This is a genomic window from Vibrio sp. 2134-1 (assembly GCF_033339495.1).
Map to the genome: position 1 here is coordinate 201,060 of NZ_JAWOUS010000001.1, position 19,431 is coordinate 220,490.

At 45.0% G+C, this 19,431-nt stretch carries 19 protein-coding genes; 10 read left to right on the forward strand and 9 right to left on the reverse strand.

Annotation, left to right across the window (positions count from 1 at the left end; all coding sequences use genetic code 11):
• Positions 1-29: 29 nt before the first annotated feature.
• Positions 30-1,253, reverse strand: a complete 1,224-nt coding sequence (locus R7R78_RS00925) for an MFS transporter (RefSeq protein ID WP_047100700.1) — start codon at positions 1,251-1,253, stop codon at positions 30-32.
• 106 nt (positions 1,254-1,359) lie between these two features.
• Here R7R78_RS00925 and R7R78_RS00930 point away from each other — a divergent pair, with 106 nt between their 5' ends.
• Positions 1,360-2,229, forward strand: a complete 870-nt coding sequence (locus R7R78_RS00930) for a LysR family transcriptional regulator (RefSeq protein ID WP_005389786.1) — start codon at positions 1,360-1,362, stop codon at positions 2,227-2,229.
• Between the two features lie 27 nt (positions 2,230-2,256).
• Here the strand turns inward: R7R78_RS00930 and R7R78_RS00935 are convergent, their stop codons facing one another.
• Positions 2,257-2,487, reverse strand: a complete 231-nt coding sequence (locus tag R7R78_RS00935; RefSeq protein ID WP_005377871.1) for a glutaredoxin family protein — start codon at positions 2,485-2,487, stop codon at positions 2,257-2,259.
• Between the two features lie 138 nt (positions 2,488-2,625).
• Between R7R78_RS00935 and R7R78_RS00940 the strand changes: the two genes are divergently transcribed.
• Positions 2,626-3,141, forward strand: a complete 516-nt coding sequence (locus tag R7R78_RS00940; protein WP_005377870.1) for a M48 family metallopeptidase — start codon at positions 2,626-2,628, stop codon at positions 3,139-3,141.
• Positions 3,128-4,255: a 23S rRNA (adenine(1618)-N(6))-methyltransferase RlmF gene (rlmF, locus tag R7R78_RS00945; RefSeq protein WP_115385898.1), complete on the forward strand. Its 1,128-nt coding sequence runs from the start codon at positions 3,128-3,130 to the stop codon at positions 4,253-4,255. The genes R7R78_RS00940 and rlmF overlap by 14 nt, the downstream gene beginning before the upstream one ends.
• A gap of 71 nt (positions 4,256-4,326) precedes the next feature.
• Here rlmF and R7R78_RS00950 read toward each other — a convergent pair whose 3' ends face one another.
• The 6 genes from R7R78_RS00950 to R7R78_RS00975 all read right to left on the reverse strand — a co-directional run bounded on the left by R7R78_RS00950 (position 4,327) and on the right by R7R78_RS00975 (position 10,855).
• Positions 4,327-4,647: a hypothetical protein gene (locus tag R7R78_RS00950; RefSeq protein ID WP_005397755.1), complete on the reverse strand. Its 321-nt coding sequence runs from the start codon at positions 4,645-4,647 to the stop codon at positions 4,327-4,329.
• A 70-nt stretch (positions 4,648-4,717) separates the two neighbouring features.
• The gene (locus R7R78_RS00955; RefSeq protein WP_225472828.1) at positions 4,718-6,313 is read right to left on the reverse strand and encodes a S41 family peptidase; all 1,596 of its coding nucleotides are present in this window, start codon (positions 6,311-6,313) and stop codon (positions 4,718-4,720) included.
• 364 nt (positions 6,314-6,677) lie between these two features.
• The gene (locus R7R78_RS00960) at positions 6,678-7,442 is read right to left on the reverse strand and encodes a hypothetical protein (RefSeq protein ID WP_017633951.1); all 765 of its coding nucleotides are present in this window, start codon (positions 7,440-7,442) and stop codon (positions 6,678-6,680) included.
• A gap of 30 nt (positions 7,443-7,472) precedes the next feature.
• The gene (locus R7R78_RS00965) at positions 7,473-8,147 is read right to left on the reverse strand and encodes a GntR family transcriptional regulator (protein ID WP_225472830.1); all 675 of its coding nucleotides are present in this window, start codon (positions 8,145-8,147) and stop codon (positions 7,473-7,475) included.
• 152 nt (positions 8,148-8,299) lie between these two features.
• Positions 8,300-9,832, reverse strand: a complete 1,533-nt coding sequence (locus R7R78_RS00970) for an aldehyde dehydrogenase (NADP(+)) (protein ID WP_225472953.1) — start codon at positions 9,830-9,832, stop codon at positions 8,300-8,302.
• Between the two features lie 21 nt (positions 9,833-9,853).
• On the reverse strand, positions 9,854-10,855 hold the full coding sequence (locus tag R7R78_RS00975; protein WP_225472832.1) for a 4-hydroxyproline epimerase: 1,002 nt from the start codon (positions 10,853-10,855) through the stop codon (positions 9,854-9,856).
• Between the two features lie 109 nt (positions 10,856-10,964).
• On the opposite strand from R7R78_RS00975, the gene R7R78_RS00980 reads away from it, so the two are divergent.
• From R7R78_RS00980 to R7R78_RS01010, 7 genes are all read left to right on the forward strand, one after another.
• Entirely contained in the window at positions 10,965-12,221 is a 1,257-nt protein-coding gene (locus R7R78_RS00980; RefSeq protein ID WP_225472834.1) for an NAD(P)/FAD-dependent oxidoreductase, read from the forward strand.
• Between the two features lie 123 nt (positions 12,222-12,344).
• Positions 12,345-13,418, forward strand: a complete 1,074-nt coding sequence (locus R7R78_RS00985; protein WP_225472835.1) for a polyamine ABC transporter substrate-binding protein — start codon at positions 12,345-12,347, stop codon at positions 13,416-13,418.
• Positions 13,419-13,505: 87 nt separating this feature from the next.
• The gene (locus R7R78_RS00990) at positions 13,506-14,480 is read left to right on the forward strand and encodes an ornithine cyclodeaminase family protein (RefSeq protein WP_225472955.1); all 975 of its coding nucleotides are present in this window, start codon (positions 13,506-13,508) and stop codon (positions 14,478-14,480) included.
• 56 nt (positions 14,481-14,536) lie between these two features.
• Positions 14,537-15,451, forward strand: a complete 915-nt coding sequence (locus tag R7R78_RS00995; RefSeq protein ID WP_225472836.1) for a dihydrodipicolinate synthase family protein — start codon at positions 14,537-14,539, stop codon at positions 15,449-15,451.
• A 73-nt stretch (positions 15,452-15,524) separates the two neighbouring features.
• Positions 15,525-16,646, forward strand: a complete 1,122-nt coding sequence (locus R7R78_RS01000; RefSeq protein WP_048626301.1) for an ABC transporter ATP-binding protein — start codon at positions 15,525-15,527, stop codon at positions 16,644-16,646.
• Entirely contained in the window at positions 16,643-17,923 is a 1,281-nt protein-coding gene (locus R7R78_RS01005; protein WP_225472837.1) for an ABC transporter permease, read from the forward strand. Before R7R78_RS01000 ends, R7R78_RS01005 begins: the two co-directional genes overlap by 4 nt.
• Before the next feature lie 2 nt (positions 17,924-17,925).
• A complete protein-coding gene (locus tag R7R78_RS01010; protein ID WP_225472838.1) occupies positions 17,926-18,774 on the forward strand; it encodes an ABC transporter permease in 849 nt (282 codons plus the stop codon).
• A gap of 120 nt (positions 18,775-18,894) precedes the next feature.
• Here R7R78_RS01010 and R7R78_RS01015 read toward each other — a convergent pair whose 3' ends face one another.
• Entirely contained in the window at positions 18,895-19,329 is a 435-nt protein-coding gene (locus tag R7R78_RS01015) for a hypothetical protein (RefSeq protein WP_225472839.1), read from the reverse strand.
• Positions 19,330-19,431: the final 102 nt, after the last annotated feature.

Sequence of the window (19,431 nt, forward strand, 5' to 3'; positions counted from 1 at the left end):
CAGAGAGGTATTACGCAAATGAGCGTACCTTAGCTACTCTTTAAACTCGCAGCGTCAGGTGTTTGGTCAGTATGCTTTCTTTCGGCAATGTGTTTCAAATACGCAATTGCAGCAAACATCGCTAGGTAGACTGCGCTTCCTCCCATAAGAACACTCGACCAACCACCATGTTGCCAACAATAAAGAAGTAAGAATCCTCCTAAGCTACCGCCTACGTAGTAGTGTACTAAGTAGAGCGCTGTCGCGGTGGCTTTGGCGCGAGTGGCGTTCTGACCGACCCAACCGTAGGCGAGGGTATGAGTAAAGAAGGCACCAAAACTTATCAGCAACAACCCAAATAGCATTGCAGTCAAGCTTTCAACCGCCGCAATCCACATCCCCGCCATGCTCACTATCGCGCCTAAGAACATACCGAGGATTGATGAATAACGTTTACTCCAGTGGCCTGCGCAACGAGAGGAGAAAGTCCCTCCCAAGTAACAAATAAAGATCAGTGAGGCCAACCCGACGGGCACATTGTGAGGTTCACTCACCAGACGGAAACCCATGACGGAGTAAAGGTTGACGAACAAAGCAAAGTTGAGTCCTCCTATCAGCATTGCGAACCACACGCGTTGGTTTTTAAAATGACCAATAAGCGCACGATTTTGATGGCGCAAGCTGCTTGATGACGGGGTGAAGTTGCGCTGTGTTGGCAATAAATAGTGAACGCCAATGACACCAAGAAGAGTGAACACCATCATAACTTCAATGGCGACATCAACACTGAAATTGTCCGCCAATAAGCCGCCGCTAATACGCCCTGCAATACCGCCTAATGAGTTAGCCGCAATGTACGTTCCAATTGCCATCGAGAAAGCGTGCTTGTCGAGCTCTTCTGCCATGTAAGCCACGGCGACTGCAGCAAAAGCTGCGAGCGCGACACCGATCAGTGCTCGACATACCACCAAAAACAGAAATGAGTCACCAAATAGCATCAAAGCGGAAAGGGTAGGAATCGAAAACAGACCAGCCATCATGACTGGCTTTCTTCCCACTGATTCTGACAACACAGCCATTGGAACGAGGCTAAAAGAGAGAGCGAGTGTTGAGGCCGCAAATAACCAGTTCACTTGCGTTTCTGAGATCGTGAAAATTTGAGCAAAAGTGGGCAGCATTGGCTGTAGTAGGTATAAATTTGAAAAAACCAAGAAGGAACCAAGCGCTAGCGAGAGCGTAATGCGTTTGTATTCCGGTGTGCCAAAACTGACCATGAATCCTGCCTAATGTGAGCAAATGGAGAGACTGTGATCAATCTATCAGTTCGTTATAAATTAAAAAAATATATTAAAAATATGGACACCATATATTTTTGATCTAATGGAATCGAAACAACTTAAACATTTTCTGGCGGTCGCTGAACACGGAAACATTACCCATGCGGCGAAAGCCCTGCATATTGCCCAGCCCGCATTAAGCATTTCTATCAAAAAGTTTGAGCAGTCTTTGGGCGTTACCCTATTTCGCCGTGATGATAAAAAAATCAGCTTAACGAAAGAGGGCGAAACGTTATTTGTACATGCTAAGCGGGTGATTCAACAGTTGCACGACGCGCAGCTCGCGATTGATGAGTTGAAAGGTTTAGCGAAAGGCGAAGTAAGACTAGGGACGCCATCAATGATGGGCAGTTATTTCTTTCCACGAATTGTGATGGCGTTTAAAAGCCAATTCCCTGAGTTAAAATTGACCTTGGTCGAAGCTGGAACTCAATCGATTCGTCGTATGCTGCTCAATGGTCAACTCGATATTGGTGTGATCAGTTGTGATAATGTGCCTGATGATCTAGAAACTGACCATTTGTTTACTAGCCAAATGGTCGCAGTTGTTTCACCTGAGCATGAGTTAGCCCAGCGACACGCTCTTACTTTTGATGAGTTCTTTGAACACGATTTGGTTATGTTTCAGCATGGCTATTTTCACCGCGAATTTTTGGATCAGGTGAGTGAGGAGCATGGGTTTACCATGAAGTCATCATTCGAGACCAACTTACTGCCTTTGATTTTGAGTATTGTAAAACAAGAGTTTGCGATTACCGCGTTACTGGAATTGGTGACTCAACATGAGTCGGGCGTTGTTGGCTTACCGTTTGAACCACCAGTGACGCTGGATCTGGCACTTGCTTGGCGCAAGCAGGGGTATTTATCAATAGCAGATCGAACGTTTATCGACTTTATCAAGCGCTACGTTTAAACGCAGCGCAGATTCATCGTCCGAGCACTAGTCGCCTTTGTACATCTTCTCGAAGTTCTTTGGGTTCCAGCCAATCATTACCCGATCACCAATTTTTAAAACTGGCACTGAACGAGCACCAAGCGCATCAAGTTCTTTGCGACCGCGTTGCATCTTAGCATTGCACAAACGATAGTTAATATTTTTCGAATCCAGATAACGTTGAGCATCTTTGCAGTGAGGGCATTTGTCTTTGACGTAAAGGACGACACGTTTCATTGAGTTTCTCTCCATTATCATTGGGAGGCGAAGTTTAACGGCCTTTCACAATAAATGAAAGGCGAAAGCTAAGGTGAAACTGTCCTTTATCTCAGGTATATTGAGCGCCTTTATTTTGTCATAACAGACGTTAATTCTATGCATCCGTCACTTCGATACATTCAAGGCTACCCACAAAACATCGTAGAGCAGGTGAGCTCGTTGATAGCGAGTGGCAAGTTTGTTCCTTGGTTCGAGAAGCGTTATCCCGACAGGCACCAAATCAAAAGCGAAAGGGCGCTCTATGAGTACGCCATGGCAATCAAAAACCGCTACATGAAGAAAGCCGCGCCAATCAGTAAAGTCGTCTACGATAAGAAAATTCACGCGGTAAACAACGCGCTTGGTTTGCACAGTGTAATCAGTAGAAACCATGGCGGTAAGCTGAAGTCGAAAAACGAGATTCGCATTGCCAATGTATTTAAGGATGCGCCCGAGCCACTATTAAGAATGCTGGTGGTACATGAGTTGGCGCATACTCGTGAGAAAAACCACGACAAGGCGTTCTATCAGCTATGTTGCTATATGGAGCCTGAGTATCACCAACTCGAATTTGATGCTCGTTTGTTTATGATTTACCTCGATTTAAAAGCGAATTTGAATGAAGAACAATAATCACAACGCGAAGCAAGCAAAGCCAAAGACTTCAAAGGCGGCTCAGAATAAAGACGCGAATAAAGCCAAGCCGAAGCGTGTTAAAGACAAAGTTGCGCGCAAATCCTCGCAGCCTGCAGGAAAGAGCGAAGTCGAGTTCATAAAAATAGCGAAGAATGGTTTGCATGAGCGTAATGTTCATCGAGGTCGTTACGATTTTAAAAAACTCGTGGAAAGTGAACCACAGTTAAAGCCATTCGTTATCAAAAATCCGAAAGGGGAAGACTCCATAAACTTCTCTGATCCTAACGCTGTTAAAATTCTCAATAAAGCATTGCTTGCTGCGTATTATGGTATCGAGTTCTGGGGCATTCCCGACACCTACCTTTGCCCACCGATTCCGGGCCGCGCTGATTACATTCACCGAGTGGCAGAACTTCTTGATGGTGAAGTAAAAGGTCAGTACGCGCACCAAAAAGTGAAAGCGTTGGACATTGGCGTGGGAGCAAACTGTATTTATCCGATTGTTGGTGTAACAAAATACGGTTGGCACTATACGGGCAGCGATGTCGATCCAAAATCCATCCAATCGGCTCAAACGATCGTAGAGCACAATCGTGTTTTGAAGGGAAAAATTGCACTGGTACAGCAATACAATGATGCCAATATTTATCGAGGTATCATTCAACCGAATGATCGTTATGATGTGACGACATGTAATCCGCCATTCCACCGTTCGGCGGAAGATGCCGCTATGGGCAGCCAGCGTAAAATCGATAATCTAAAAGCAAACCAGCGCAAGAAAGGGCTAAAACCTCAAACCGCACCAGTAAAGACAAGTAAGCCTGCGTTGAATTTTGGCGGTCAAAACGCTGAATTGTGGTGTGAAGGCGGAGAAGCGGCGTTTATCCGAAAAATGGCGAATGAAAGCCAAGCTTTTGCCGCACAGGTCTTGTGGTTTACAACACTTATATCCAAAAAAGACAACGTTCGCCCGATGCGCAAGCAGCTTGAAAAATTGGGTGTGAAAGCCATTCGTGTGGTTGAAATGAGTCAAGGGCAGAAAGTGAGCCGCTTTGTAGCTTGGTCATACATGGATAAGCAACAGCGCAAAGCATGGATTGAACTAAAGTAACGTTGACCGTTTCACACTGAACAATAAAGTAGGAAGCCCGCTGATATCAGCGGGCTTCTATTTTGGGAGATCTAAAACTTAATGATGGGCTCACAATCTAGTGAACTGAGAGAGACAAAAGTATCTGTTTTGGCATAGTACAAGCCACAGGTTTCACCTCTTATCTGCAACGTATATTGGTCTGGAAGATCCGTATAGCTGCCATCCAACAGTTGATTGTTGTTCCCTTTTACTCGTCCTTTTTCAATCAACAAATGCGGTGAGGATTCAAATACGTTATTTGCGATTCTAGGTGCTGGTGTCCCTTGGATTTCTGCGATCGCGTTTTGAATCTCTATGACTGTTTCCGGAGAGTTCTTTTTACTCAATGCTTCAACGGGTTCTTGTGACATAGCTTGGCATCCTATCAAAGAAATCGAAGTGCCTAAGAAAAGCGCAACCCGAATCAGCATTCGTAAAAAGTTAGTTGATCTCAACATGAATTGCCTCTGTTCGTAGCGGAGAGCGAAGATCGCTTAACTCCGGAGATGAAATGTTACGCGGCATGGCGTTGAAACTTGAAGGGGATACTGGCGGACAGGTTCCTGTTTCCATGTAGTTTAGCGCCGCAGAAAGCATACCTTCAGACGGATCGCCTAACGGTTTTGTTAGGTCGTCATTGACCCAGCAACCTTCCACTCTATTGTTTAAGCCTAGCTCGGTATTGATTTGGCTCTTTGGAGTAGGAATAAAACCATCAGCGAAGTCGCCAAATTTTTTCTCGTTCGCCGACTTGAACTGAATAGTGTAGTACATAGTGCCGCAGTTTTGTTCTGGTGAGAACCCATACGGTTTACCTGTGGTTGTTGAGCCTATTTGGATAACCTCCACATCAATGCCGCGCAAAGCGTTGATTAACAGTTCACTTGAGGAAGCCGTGCCTCCTGAAGTCAGTACATATACGCGCTTTTTGTTCAGTGTCGGAAGCACTTGGTCCGAATATTTCTGTGCTGCCCAGTCTATTGCTAGATTCGTAAAGCGATAGATGTTATCCCCATCCTTAATGGTACGCATCACTTTGTCATTGTGAATCAATTCACTGAAGACTCGGTTCTGACCAGCACCGCTTAGCATGTAGCCTACTTGCGAGGACTGAAGGACTAAGCCACCGCCGTTGTAACGTAAATCAACGACGATCTCGTCAACATTCTCTGCTGAGAGCGTACTGAACGCCTCAATAAGCGGGGCTTGAGCGCTTGGTTCAAAGGAGTTGTATTGCAGATAGCCGATCCGCATACCATTGTGTGTAATCACTTTGGCATTTTTAACTGGAGAGGTCATGACATCAGAGGCGGTAAGCGTCACGGTTTTCTCTAGACCGTCAACACTCTCAAATGTGAAGGTGTAATCTTGATTGATGTCAGGGTTAAAGAGCGTTTTGTTAATAAAATCAATGTCGGACTGACTACCGGTGTTAACCACATCAATATTATTGATTTTCAGAAGCTTATCACCACGAGCAATGCCGCTTCTATCAGCTGGCGAGGCTTCTTCAGTGTAGGAAATACGAACGTCTCGAGGTTGTACGCCACGTAGGAATGCCCAGTTAAAACCAAATCCAGCAACTAAACCGGATTGCGATGATTTCATCTCATCTTCATAAGGGACGGTAAAATGGAAGCGATCTTTTGGTTTACCCGTCGCGGTAGTAGCAGAGGTGACCAGCGTATTGAAGTAATCAGTAACAGTTTTGTAGTTTGCTGGATTATTATCAGGAACCTCGTCATACCATAGATACGTTTCGTTAGTAAAAGCTCTTAAAAAGAGTTTTTCGTGTAATGCAGAGCCCAATTTATCTGGATAGGCGGCATAGTTGTCATATGGGTCCAGTCCGACGCGGGGCGTTTCACATTGGTTGATAAACGTTTTCGACGGTTGGCTAAAATCACCGGCTTTCCATGTTGGACCGTTTGCACTGCTAGTGGACGGAGTAGGTGATGAACCATCACCGCCGCCACCGCCACAGCCTTGTAATAATGCGAGAGTGACTGCCGTTGCTAAAGAATACTTAAATTTCACTTTTCTATGTCCTTATAAATAATAGAATTATAATTATGTGTTTTGCTTTTGTTTTTATTAGCCAGGTGAATGTATTAATTTAATTTGTTCGTCTGCAAATTTATAGTTAAATAGTGTGAGGTAAATAACGTAAAAAAGTTGTCTTTTATACTTAAGCTAAATTAGTCATTACTTAAGTTTTCTGTCTATTTCAAAAGAGCTAACAAGACAATTAATAAGTGTGAAATTAAGACAAGTTCTTAGTTGACTAAGCGATGCTTGCTAAATAAAAATCAGAATTAGATTCAGGAAACGCTTTGAATCAATAGTTTGGTAGGGATATATGATGTTATCTGGGGTTTGTTTGATTTATTTGTCTGATGCTTTAACTTAATTTAGTGAGTTGAGCGACGTGCTTTAATAGGCTTCCGTCAATGTTAGGTAAATCATCAGCGAAAAATATCTGAGCACCGGGAGTGCAGCGCATTAATATATTTATTAGTTCACCTTCATTGTTGGAAGTGTTAACTGCGTTAAGTTTCGCTAATTTATTACAAAGCTCGTCCTCTATTTGCACTTTCTGCTCTTCGGTGAGCCTAATGCGACCTATACATACGCCTGGGTTGATATCATGAGAAAGCGAATCTTGTTGAAATCGCTCTTTGAATAAGGTGTCTAATGCCGTACCTTCTTCCATAATAAATCGACGACCAGAACGGTAAAACAAGCCGTCTCCGAAGTTTTCGACATATCCTAGAATTTCCGCGATACGCAAATAGAATCGTAAGCTTGTATCAGAAAGTCCGTAAGTTTGGGCTATCTCTTGCGGTTTAATATCACGAGAAGTCAGCATATAAATAAAATCAAGTAAGTAAGGATGCTCAACGAAAAGGGCGCTCTCTTCATCTGTTAGCATTTGCTCGTTTTGGTGCTGAAGCTCGTTGGCTAAGGTTGCGAGTTCGATGAGATCGGTATTCAGGTAGTTCAGATAAATAAGTACTTTATCCAAACCTAAAGCTGGATTATGTAGGTGGCGTTTAATACTAGATAAAGGGATGCCACTTTTCTCTGACAAGGAATTGTAGCAAAGCCCTTCTTCTTTAATCTTTTGTCGTAGCGCTGCGAGTAAAAACTTTGGTCCAACATTCATCCTTGAATATCACCTTATTCGTTATTCCGTTTACTGGCTGATATTTTGCCTTTCAAGCAGCAGGTTTCGAATCGCTGTGCCCGCTTCTAGAATGTGTTTTTTCAGCAGGTACTTGGCGCCTTCGATATCGCGATTTTGGCACATTTCAAACAAGTTTAAGTGCTCTTCTTCTGCCTTTTTAATGCCTGTAGTAAACAATAGCTGCATGCGTATGTATCGGTCACACTTTGTGTTCAGGTTGTAAATGACGTCCATAGTTTCAGGCATGTTGGCTGGCGCATATAGGGCTTTGTGGAACTCGTAGTTGTAGTTGCTCCATTCTTCTACTTCGGCGCCACTGTTCACTACTGACTCGAAACGTTCGCGAACTTCGCGCGCGCGTTCAAGGTCAGCGTCTGTCATATTTTGAATCGCACGCTCTAAAATGTGGCATTCCACGACAGCGCGCAGTTCAAATAGCTCATTGATTTTCTCTGGAGATAGCTCAGTGACCGTCGCACCTTTGTGAGGTTCAAAGCTAACGAGTCCTTGTGCTTCCAATTGAACTAACGCTTCACGCACAGGAATTCGGCTAACATTAAACTCTTTTGCTAACGCATCTTGACGTAAAGGTTGACCAGTTTTTAACTCGCCCTTCAAGATCTGAGTTCGAATTGCTTCCTCAACGAGCTGAGTACGCGTTTTAAAAACAGGTTTCTGTGACATTGAAGTCTCCCGTGAAATTAATATTGTATCCAATCCATTTTACTTTAGTAGTTTATTGTTTTTCTGGCACAAACCAACTAGGAAAGAAGGTTTTGAGAAGTAGAGTGAAATAAAAGGCATCAGTTGATGCCTTTTTGAGCCATTTGGTGATCTTATTGGGAGACTCTGCCATCTATGGCGCGTTGAATACCCAGTGGGTTCGACGCTTTTAATGAATCCGGCAATAAAGATTCTGGTAAAGCTTGATAAGCGACGGGACGCAACCAACGATGAATAGCCTCTGCCCCGACAGATGTTGAGGCAGAATTGGTTGAAGCCGGATATGGTCCACCATGAACCATAGCGTAACCAACCTCGACGCCAGTTGGCCAACCGTTGAATACAAGGCGTCCGGCGATTTCTTCCAAACTTGGAAGCAGTTGCTTCGCTTGTTCTTCGTCTTCAGCGGTAGCGTGAAGGGTTGCGGTGAGCGATCCAGTCAGTGAATCACTCAGTTTCAACATGTCATCGAAATCTTCACAGATTACGATTAACGATTGAGGACCAAATATTTCTTCCTCCCATTGCGGGTTTTCACGCCAGTTTTTACTGTCCGTCACGAACAGTGCTGGTGAGACATTGGTCGCTTCTGCTTGTTCAGAACGAGTGACGTTAATGCCTGTTTCGGAAGCTCGCTTATCCACTTCGGATTCATACGTTTCTCGGATTCCTTGCGTTAGCAAAGTGGCCGTTGATTGTTGTCGAATTAACCCTTGAGCGATTTCGATAAAGGCTTGCGTTTCTGGGCTATTCAAGACAAATACAACGCCTGGTTTTGTACAAAATTGTCCACAGCCCAAAGTCATAGAAGCCACAAACTCTTCAGCCAATGAGGCGTTTGCTCGTATGGCTGAAGGGAGAATAAATGTTGGGTTAATCGCCCCTAGTTCACCATAGAAGGGGATTGGCTCTGGTCTTTGCTGAGCTAGATTGAACAGCGCACGGCCACCACCGACGGAGCCTGTAAACCCAACCCCTTTAATTTTTGGATGGGTAACGAGTGCTTGGCCAAGTGCGCGTTTGTTGCCTTGCAATAGCGTGAAGATGGCTTGCGGTAAGCACTCTTTCTCCAGTGCAGCCTCAATACACTCTGCAACAAGTTGACTGGTGCCAGGGTGGGCGGTATGGCCTTTTACAATCACAGGACAGCCAGCTGCCAGTGCCGAAGCCGTATCACCACCTGCAGTAGAAAATGCGAGCGGAAAATTAGACGCACCAAACACGGCGACAGGGCCAATTGCGATTTGCTGACGACGAATATCTGGTTTCGGCAGTGGTTGACGGTCTGGGTTTGGCGTATCGAAAATTGCTTGATGGTGATTACCTGATCTCACAACCTCGGCAAATAGTCGTAATTGGTTGGCGGTACGTCCTATTTCACCGTTTAAACGTGCTTCGGGAAGGGCAGTTTCTAAATGAGCACGAGCAACGATTTCTTCACTCTTCACTTCCAATTCAGAGGCGATAGAGCAAAGTAAGCTCGCTCGCTTTGCATTGCTTAGTTGGCGAAACTCACGCGCAACGCTTTGGGCGGCTGAGGCGGCTTGATTAACTTCTTGCTCTCCATGTACCGGAAACGCTATAGGTATAGGCTCACCAGTAAAGGCGTTGACTGCGTAAAAAGTGGTTGGTTCTTGTGGGTTCATCATTCTTCCTTACTATTCTTATTACTTCACTTCAAATCCGTACGCATATGGGTCTTCATCGTCTACCCATATCGTGTTGTGACCGTATACTTGTGCCCATCCTTCAATGCTTGGCAAAATAGCGGCTTTGCCATTTACTTCGGTGATGCCTTCTATACGTCCTTGAAATAGGCTGCCGATGATACTTTCGTGAACAAAGTCTTCTCCTTGATTGAGTTTGCCTCTTGCATGCCATTGCGCCATGCGCGCACTTGTTCCCGTACCACATGGCGAGCGATCCAACGCTTTGTCGCCGTAAAACACAGCATTTCGAGCGCTGGCGTTTTCTTGAGTGGGCTCTCCGGTCCATAGCACGTGAGAAACACCGCACACTGTTGGATCTTCTGGATGTACGCACTCAACCGCTCGAGATACCGCTTCGCGAACTTTTGGAGAAAGCATCAAAATTTCATCTGGAGAGTAGTGTTCAAGTCCGGCGTAGTTTTCTTGAGGGTCGACGATTACGTAATAGTTTCCGCCATAAGCAACATCGACAGTGAGCTCACCTAAGCCCTCTATGTCCACGGTTACGTCTTGGTGGGCAAGGTAAGCTGGTACGTTAAATATCTTCACCGACGTGACATTGTCACCTTTTGTTTGGTAGTGCACTTCGATTTGTCCTGCTGGGACATCAAGTATCAAACGACCTTCTTTTTTGGGAGTGATAAGGCGATTCTCGATAGCGGTAGTGACGGTTCCGATGGTGCCGTGGCCACACATTGGTAAGCAGCCACTGGTTTCAATAAACAGAATTGAAGCGTCTGCGTTATCGCTGCAAGGAGGCAAGACAACTGACCCCGACATCATTGAGTGTCCGCGAGGCTCAAACATGAGTGCCTGACGAATCCAATCATAATGCTCAAGAAAGTATTGGCGCTTTTCGCTCATGGTATTGCCTTCGAGTGGAGGCACACCGCCTGCTACCAGCCTAACTGGGTTGCCGCAGGTGTGGGCATCAATACAGAAAAAAGTTCCTTGTCTCATTTTTCGCTCCTTGCTGAAAAAATGGTTGAATTAAACAATAGTGATGTTAACGTAATGTAAAATATATTGTATACAATCTACGTTTTCAAGTGTGACTCGGAGCATATTTATGTTGGTCAAGGATGAAACCAAAAAGGAAAAGATCGCCGTGATAGGTGCGGGGATTATTGGCTTATCAATTGGATTGAAGTTGCAGCAGCAAGGTTATCAAGTCACGATTTTTGATCCCAATGGCGTGGGGAATGGATGCTCTAAGGGAAATGCAGGTCATATCGCGACTGAGCAAATCTTCCCTCTTGCAACGCCAGCGCTGCTTCCACAATTACCTAAAATGCTGCTAGATCCCAAAAGTCCGGTTTCGATCCGTTGGCAAGATATTCCAAGCACTATCGGGTGGATGATTCGTTTTCTATTACAAACAAAGCCATCAGCCGCGGAGCAGGCAAAAAACGCGATTAAAACTCTTAACGAGCGGTCAGTGGCAAGTTGGCGTGGCGTGCTTGATTCAATCGGAAAAGCGCATCTAATAAAAATGAATGGTTCATTGCTCACTTTTGAAAACGAGAAACTGTTTAAAGACTACCAAAGTACGCTTAACTCACTGGCTAAAAACGGTGTGGCGTATCAAGTTTGGACGCAAGAGGCGATTCGAAAGCGGATACCTGATCTCAGCCATAAGGTTCGTGTCGGAGTCTTTTTTCCCGATACAGGACATACGCTAGACCCTTATCAGATCTGTGTTGAGCTAAGTGAAGCTTTTGAAGCTCTTGGCGGTAAGGTTTTACAAAAAGGTGTATCTGCGTTGGCGAAAAATGGCGAGGTGCTGGTTGAGTCTCAAACGTATTCATTTGACCGAATCATTGTTGCCGCTGGTGTACATTCTAAGCCTTTGATACGGCAGCTAACCGGAGTCAAAGTGCCTATTCAAGCCGAGCGTGGTTATCACCTAATGGTGGATGACAAGCGTGATGTATTGCCATTTCCTATTAGCTCTGCCGATAGAAAATTCATCATGACTCCGATGTCTGGTGGGTTACGCTTGGCAGGCACTGTTGAGTATGCCGATGTAGAGTCACCACCCAATATGAAACGTTCAGAAATGCTTTTTCAGTTAGGTGATGAGATGTTTGAATCGGGGTTACATCCACTCAAGCAAGGAGAAAAGTGGATGGGGAATCGGCCTTCAACAGTCGACTCGTTACCGGTTATTGATAGCATTTGGGATGGAAATGTATTACTGGCATTTGGCCACCAACACCTTGGATTAACTCAAGCGGCGATTACGGCAGATCTCCTTTTAGAGCTTATCGAAGGAAAGCCGACATCGATTGATCTTTCACCTTTTTCACTACAACGATTTGCCTGAAAAATTTAATATTAAATATTGTATAAAATATATTGAATGCTAATGTTAACTTAATTTTAACAAAACTGGTGTCCAACAGCCGTACTCGGATGCCTCCAGAAAAGCAACCAAAAGGAGTAAAACATGTCACGAATGACCAAAGCACCATTGGCGCTGTTGATTTCAGGAATGCTGTTGGGGACCTCTGCTTATGCTAAAGACAAATTGACGGTCGTATCTTGGGGTGGTGCATTCACCAAGAGCCAAGTGGAGGCATATCATAAGCCTTTCATTAAAAAAACAGGTGTTGAGATCGTATCCGAGGATTTCAGCGGCGGATTAGCCGAAATTAAAGCGCAGGTGGAAGCGAACAACGTGCGCTGGGATTTGGTTTCTCTCGACAAGCCGGACATTGTTCGTGGTTGTACCGAAGGGTTATTAGAACCAGTGAACCCAAGTATTTTGCCTCCGGGCGCAGATGGAACACCAGCACAAGAGGATTTCATTGATGGTGCGATTCACGAGTGCGCAATCAATACCATCGTTGTGTCCACAGTATTAGCGGTGAACGAAGACGCGTTTAAAGGTAAGGTTTTGCCTAGCAAGTTGACCGATCTTTTTGACCTAAAAACTTTTCCAGGTCGACGTGCATTGCAAAAACAACCTCAGGGCAATCTTGAGTGGGCACTATTGGCTGATGGTGTAAAGCCAGAAGAGGTCTACAGCCTGCTCGAAACCGAAGCGGGGCGTGAGCGTGCTTTTGCTAAGTTGGATACGATCAAATCAGAAGTGCTGTGGTGGACAACAGGTGCCCAGCCACCTCAAATGCTTGCTGACAAAGAAGTGGTGATCGCCTCGGCGTTTAACGGCCGAATTCACAATGCCCGTAAAGATGAAGGTCAACCATTTCGGATTATATGGGACCGTCAAATGGGTTACATGAATGGATGGGCGATACCTAAGGGTAGTGAGAACACAAAGCTTGCATTGGACTTCATCGCTTTTTCTTCAGGAACAAAACCATTAGCTGATCAAGCTAAGTACGTTGCTTATGGGCCTACGCGTAAGTCGTCTTCGGCGGAGGTGAACCCAGACATTTTAGCGAACCTTCCTACCGCACCTCAAAACTTCCAAACCGCCTTCCTGATTAACGATGAATGGTGGTCAGACTACGCGGATGAACTAAATGAAGAGTTCAATACTTGGCTGCTTAACTAGGCGTTAATTTGTGTATGGGGCCGAGTTTTCATCCATAAGCGAGGTTCCGTACTTTTCCTCAACTGTATTTATGTTTTCGGAGAAATGATGAAAGTCATCGAAGCACAGCAAGTCGCGCAATGTTTAACAATGAATTCTCTTATTGAAACGATGCGTGAAATGTACTCGCGGCCAGCAACAATACCTCAACGCCGAGTTATGCCCTTAGAAGAGGGAGAATACGAGGCGTTTGCGCTACTTCCTGCTTGGAACCAGGAGTTAATTGCGGTGAAAGCCTTTACATATTTCCCGCATAACCCCGAGCAAGGCAAAGATACGCTTGCATCTAAGCTGCTTGTTTTTAGACGAAACGATGGTGAGCCGCTCGCACTCGTGGACGGTAAAGTTTTAACGTTTTGGCGCACCGCCGCAGCTTCTGCGTTGGCAGCGGACTATTTAGCGCGTCCTGATGCCGATCGTCTGTTGATCTGCGGAACGGGCAATCTTGCGCCTTATTTTGCGTGGGCATACGCTGCGGTTCGCCCACTTAAGCAGGTTTATATTTGGGGGCGTAACTCAGACAACGCCGAGGCGACGGTAGATGCCATTGTGTCATCTTCAGAGTATCAGTCGCTTCCTGATGAGCGTCGGTTTCGCGTTTCAGTCGTTGAAAGTGTGGACCACGTTATCAAACACGTTGATATCATCAGCTGTATTACCGCATCAGCTGAGCCTTTGTTTAATGGCGCGGACGTGCAGCCGGGCACCCATATTGATTTGGTCGGTAATCATGACTTGGATAAGCGTGAATGCGACTCCGAAGCAGTGCAACGAGCACAGGTGTATGTTGATAGCCGCATTAACGTATTAGCCGAAGCGGGCGATCTTCTCATTCCAATTCAAGAGGGCGTGTTCACGTCAGATGATATCAAAGGGGAATTACCGCAGCTTTGCGCCCAACAAATCTCAGGACGTCAAAACGATGAGGTCATTACTTTATACAAATCAGTTGGCAGTGCTTTGGCTGATTTGGCCGCTGTAAAGGCGGTGTTGTTAGAAAATGGCATAGATAGCCATGCCTGAGCATTTTTGCTCGTTTATTTAAATTGCATACAATATACATATAAGGAAAGTAGTTCATGAAAATTGATTGGAAAGGTGTTTATCCGGCGGTCAGTACGCAATTTCGTCAAGATCAGTCAATCGACTTAGACGCAACGCAAACTGTTATAGATAACCAAATTAAAGATGGTGTGAATGGCATTATCTGCTTGGGTACCGTCGGTGAGAACTGCGCGTTGTACCCGGAGGAGAAACGCCAGGTCTTGCAAGCGGCAAAAGAAGTCGTAAATGGCCGTGTGCCTTTGATTGCTGGTACAGCAGAGTCTATTACCACAGCAGCTGTTGATTACATGCAGGATGCGTACAAAATTGGTATCGATGGTTGTATGGTGATGCCTGCCATGGTTTACCGCACGTCTGAGAACGAAACGTTCGAATATTACCGCACGCTAGCAGAAGCAACGCCAGAAATGCCAATCATGATTTACAACAACCCGGTTGCTTATGGTGTCGATGTAAACCTCGATATCATGGCGAAACTGGCTGAGTTTGAAAGCATTGTAGCTATCAAAGAGTCGACCACTGATACTCGTCGTATCACTGAGCTTTACAATAAATTTGATGACCGATTTACCGTGTTCAGTGGTGTTGATGACATCGCTCTTGAATCATTGATGCTAGGTGCGACTGGCTGGATTTCTGGTTTAACCAACGCATTCCCAGAAGAGTCCGTCGCGATTTATAAACTGGCAAGCCAAGGTCGTTATGCTGAAGCGTTAGAAATCTACCGTTGGTTCTTACCGCTGCTGCGTTTAGACACCATTCCTACGTTGGTTCAGTGCATTAAACTGGCCGAGCAGGTCTGCGGACGTGGATCTGAACAAGTTCGTGCGCCACGCCAACTTTTACAAGGTGAAGAGCGTCAACAAGTCATTCAAATGGTTGAACATGCGTTAGAAACCCGCTTAGACCTATCCAAATACAATCTGTAGTTGTGCTGTTTAGTAGAGCGTTAACTGACGCTCTACTCATTCGTAATATTCAAAAAATGAGAAGAGGGAAGTCATGAGCACGGAAAACAAGGACTATGTCAGCTTTCAACACGTTAAGAAAACCTACGATGGTACGAATTTGGTGGTGAAAGACTTCAACTTAGATATTGCTCCTGGAGAGTTCGTTACTATGTTGGGGCCGTCAGGATCGGGAAAGACTACTTGCTTAATGATGCTAGCGGGCTTTGAAACCGCGACCGGTGGAGACATTTATATCGATGGCGTTCCCGTTAATCATCTCGCGCCGCACAAGCGCGATATTGGTATGGTGTTTCAAAACTATGCGTTGTTTCCACATATGACTATTGCTGAGAATCTTGCGTTTCCTTTGAAGGTGCGAAAACTCGACAGTGACACGATTCAAAGCAAAGTTCAGAGTGTATTAGAAATGGTCGAGCTTGAGCATGTTGCGACTCGATACCCAAAGCAGTTATCAGGTGGTCAACAACAGCGTGTTGCGCTAGCGCGAGCATTAGTGTTTGAACCTAAACTCGTGTTGATGGATGAGCCGCTAGGCGCATTAGATAAGCAGCTGCGTGAGCAAATGCAGATGGAGATTAAACATTTGCATGAAAAGCTTGGCATCACCATTTTGTATGTGACGCACGATCAAGACGAAGCTCTCACTATGTCCGACCGTATTGCGGTTTTTAATCACGGCGAAGTGCAACAACTCGCGACACCTACCGAGCTTTATGAATCTCCGAGTAATACGTTTGTTGCGCAGTTTATTGGAGAAAACAACCAACTCTCAGGTTTAGTCAAAGAGTGGAACGGAAAGTATTGCCAAGTGCTCGTTGGGAAAGAGTTATTTACTGCGAAACCTGTCAGAGTATCTGAGCAAGGGCAGAGGACAACACTTTCCATTCGACCAGAAAAGATTGTTATTCAACCAGAGAAAGCGTCTTGTGAGAACCAAGTCTCAGGCGTCCTACGAGAATTGATTTATCACGGTGATCATTATCGTTTGGTCGTCGAAGTAGAGAGCGTTGGTCACTTCATCGTTAAAGTACCTAACGATAATCGTAAACACTTGCAGTTAACGCCTGGCTCAATTTGTCGTATTGGTTGGCAAAGTGACGATTGCCATGCTCTTGATGGGACACAAACTCAAAGTAGCGAGGTAGCAGCATGAGTCGAGAGCTAACCGCATTAAATTCTGTATTGGAGATCGAACGCCAAGTTCATCAGCAAGAAACCAATCTGAAAGCGCAGTTGCAAAAGGCAGAGCGCCGAAAAAAGCTTCGCTCCATTATGCTCACAACGCCATTGGTGTGTTTTATTCTGCTTACGTTTGCTTTTCCTATCCTCGATATGCTTTATCGAAGCGTGGATAACCGAGAAATATCCCAGTCACTACCACAAACTATTCAAGCATTAGAAAGTTGGGATTATCAAGGTCTGCCTCATCAAGAAGTCATTGAGGCATTCTCTGTTGAAGTACTTGCGCTTTATCAAAGCAAAGAGCTACCGAAAATAGCCAGCCGAATGAATATTGAAGTGTCTGGTATGCGCAGCTTATTGATGAAAACAGGTAGAAAGTTGTCTCGTTTGGCGTCGCTGCCGAGCTCGGTGACACAGCTGGCTAAGCTGGATAAGCGATGGGCTAATCCTAAATATTGGGCGGCGTTTAAGAATCTTAGTGGCGCATTAACATTCAGTCATTATCTTGCTGCGCTAGACTTGCAAGTGAATGAGTTTGGAGACATTGAGCCCCAACCAGAAAAACGCCAAATATACGTCGACCTTTTCTTTAAAACTTTTTGGATGTCTATTTCAATCACCTTAATTTGTTTGGTGATGGCGTACCCCGTTGCTTACCTGCTTGCCAATTTACCTGATAAGCGCGCGAACTTACTTTTAATCATTGTGCTGCTGCCATTTTGGACGTCATTATTAGTCAGAACCACGTCTTGGATTGTTCTGCTGCAAAACCAAGGGGTCATTAATGATCTCCTTATTTGGTCGGGTTTTACTTCCGAACGAATTCAGATGATTCACAATACCTTCGGAACGGTGGTGTCTATGGTTCACATTCTGCTGCCGTTTATGATCCTGCCTCTGTACAGCGTAATGAAAGGAATTAGCCCAACTTATTTCCGTGCCGCTCGTTCTCTAGGCGCGACGCCTTTCATTGCGTTCATCAAAGTTTATATGCCGCTTACGTTACCGGGGATAGGTGCGGGGGCCTTGCTCACTTTCATTCTTTCTATTGGTTTCTACATTACGCCCGCTTTGGTTGGTGGAAGAAGCGGACAGATGATATCCAATATGATTGCCTATCATATGCAGACATCACTGAACTGGGGGATGGCTGGCGCATTGGGTGGACTGCTTTTGTTCGTTGTACTGGTTCTGTTTTATATATTCAACCGTGTGGTTGGCATGAATAACCTTAAGGTAGGAGGATAACCATGGCATTACCAAACTATGCATCAAAAGTAGAGCGAGTCGCTTACGCAGGCTACTTAGTTTTTTGTGGGTTGGTGCTGTTCTTTTTAATCGCTCCAATTCTGACCATCATCCCGTTATCGTTTAATGCAACGCCTTACTTTACTTTTACCGAGGGGATGCTAAACCTTGATTCGGCAGCGTATTCTACTCGCTGGTATCAAGAAATGTTTACTAGTGATCAGTGGCTGTTGGCGCTGAAAAACAGCACGTTCATTGCTTTTATGGCGACACTCGTTGCAACAGGGCTAGGAACTCTGGCGGCGTTGGGTTTAGCCAGTAGTAATTTGCCTTTTCGCAATACCATTATGGCGCTGTTGATCTCACCCATGATCGTACCAGTCATTATCTCTGCTGCTGCGATGTACTTTTTCTACACACGCCTTGGCTTATCACAAACTTATCTAGGCGTCATTTTGGCACACGCTGCGTTAGGTACGCCTTTTGTCGTCATTACCGTTACTGCGACGTTAAGCGGCTTTGACCATAGCTTGGTAAAAGCGGAGGCTAGCTTAGGAGCAAACCCTGTTTATACTTTCAGACACATTACCTTTCCGCTGATTCGTCCGGGGATGATATCTGGCGGCTTGTTTGCTTTTGGCACTTCGTTCGACGAGGTTGTGGTGGCGTTATTCCTGACTGGGGCAGAACAAAAAACCGTTCCGAGGCAGATGTGGTCAGGAATTCGAGAGCAAATTAGTCCGACCATATTGGCGGTCGCTACGTTGTTGATTTTTATGTCGGTGTGTTTGCTCGTGACATTAGAAGTTTTACGTAGACGTAATGTACGCATTCGAGGCATTCAAGAATAACCAAACTTTTGCTTTGTTGGTCACTTTGCACTTTTGTTTAGGGGCACCTCAATTTTTGATCAAATGCGCCTCATTGTAGGCGCTTGTCTTTTGTGTTTATCTTCAGCGATGACTGGCATATCACTCTGGTAGCTTAATGCCAGCTTGCTCGAAACGTGCCAAAGGCGACTTGTTCGATTGCTGATACCAACTAGCTGGCATGTTTGATTTAAGTCGCGCTTTTTCTTCCTTGCTAATCACAACATAGTGCAAAAACGTATTAAGTGTGGTTACCATCACGTCAAACGTCATTTCCCCATCTTTGCTGATGGTTTTCAATAACCCAACGACGGTTTCCTCAGAGACTAACGGTTCAACCACCGCGTTTTTTCGCTCTTTTATTGATGTTGAAGCGGGCAGTGTTGCACGTGCCGTCTCCCAGCAAACTTTGTTGGTTTTACTGACAAGGTTGTGCTTGTAGCAGTAGTAACTGAATAAAAAGCGTGGCAAGTTTTGCCAGCGTTCGGCTTGGACTTCTAACCAAAGGTGTTGTAGCTCAATATCAGCGTCGGTCATAGGAGTTGTTTAGCAAAAAGAAAAGAAACCATTTTATAGCTTTTGTGAGGAGCAATAAAAGATATTTGAATGGAAAGATAAACAACTAGTTGATCAATATTA

Excerpts from the sequence above, each read along its gene's own strand:
- R7R78_RS00925 (WP_047100700.1), bottom strand. The coding sequence starts at position 1,253 with ATGGTCAGTTTTGGCACACCGGAATACAAACGCATTACGCTCTCGCTA.
- R7R78_RS00930 (WP_005389786.1), top strand. The coding sequence starts at position 1,360 with ATGGAATCGAAACAACTTAAACATTTTCTGGCGGTCGCTGAACACGGA.
- R7R78_RS00935 (WP_005377871.1), bottom strand. The coding sequence starts at position 2,487 with ATGAAACGTGTCGTCCTTTACGTCAAAGACAAATGCCCTCACTGCAAA.
- R7R78_RS00940 (WP_005377870.1), top strand. The coding sequence starts at position 2,626 with ATGCATCCGTCACTTCGATACATTCAAGGCTACCCACAAAACATCGTA.
- rlmF (WP_115385898.1), top strand. The coding sequence starts at position 3,128 with ATGAAGAACAATAATCACAACGCGAAGCAAGCAAAGCCAAAGACTTCA.
- R7R78_RS00950 (WP_005397755.1), bottom strand. The coding sequence starts at position 4,647 with ATGTCACAAGAACCCGTTGAAGCATTGAGTAAAAAGAACTCTCCGGAA.
- R7R78_RS00960 (WP_017633951.1), bottom strand. The coding sequence starts at position 7,442 with ATGAATGTTGGACCAAAGTTTTTACTCGCAGCGCTACGACAAAAGATT.
- R7R78_RS00965 (WP_225472830.1), bottom strand. The coding sequence starts at position 8,147 with ATGTCACAGAAACCTGTTTTTAAAACGCGTACTCAGCTCGTTGAGGAA.
- R7R78_RS00970 (WP_225472953.1), bottom strand. The coding sequence starts at position 9,832 with ATGAACCCACAAGAACCAACCACTTTTTACGCAGTCAACGCCTTTACT.
- R7R78_RS00975 (WP_225472832.1), bottom strand. The coding sequence starts at position 10,855 with ATGAGACAAGGAACTTTTTTCTGTATTGATGCCCACACCTGCGGCAAC.
- R7R78_RS00980 (WP_225472834.1), top strand. The coding sequence starts at position 10,965 with ATGTTGGTCAAGGATGAAACCAAAAAGGAAAAGATCGCCGTGATAGGT.
- R7R78_RS00985 (WP_225472835.1), top strand. The coding sequence starts at position 12,345 with ATGTCACGAATGACCAAAGCACCATTGGCGCTGTTGATTTCAGGAATG.
- R7R78_RS00990 (WP_225472955.1), top strand. The coding sequence starts at position 13,506 with ATGAAAGTCATCGAAGCACAGCAAGTCGCGCAATGTTTAACAATGAAT.
- R7R78_RS00995 (WP_225472836.1), top strand. The coding sequence starts at position 14,537 with ATGAAAATTGATTGGAAAGGTGTTTATCCGGCGGTCAGTACGCAATTT.
- R7R78_RS01000 (WP_048626301.1), top strand. The coding sequence starts at position 15,525 with ATGAGCACGGAAAACAAGGACTATGTCAGCTTTCAACACGTTAAGAAA.
- R7R78_RS01005 (WP_225472837.1), top strand. The coding sequence starts at position 16,643 with ATGAGTCGAGAGCTAACCGCATTAAATTCTGTATTGGAGATCGAACGC.
- R7R78_RS01010 (WP_225472838.1), top strand. The coding sequence starts at position 17,926 with ATGGCATTACCAAACTATGCATCAAAAGTAGAGCGAGTCGCTTACGCA.
- R7R78_RS01015 (WP_225472839.1), bottom strand. The coding sequence starts at position 19,329 with ATGACCGACGCTGATATTGAGCTACAACACCTTTGGTTAGAAGTCCAA.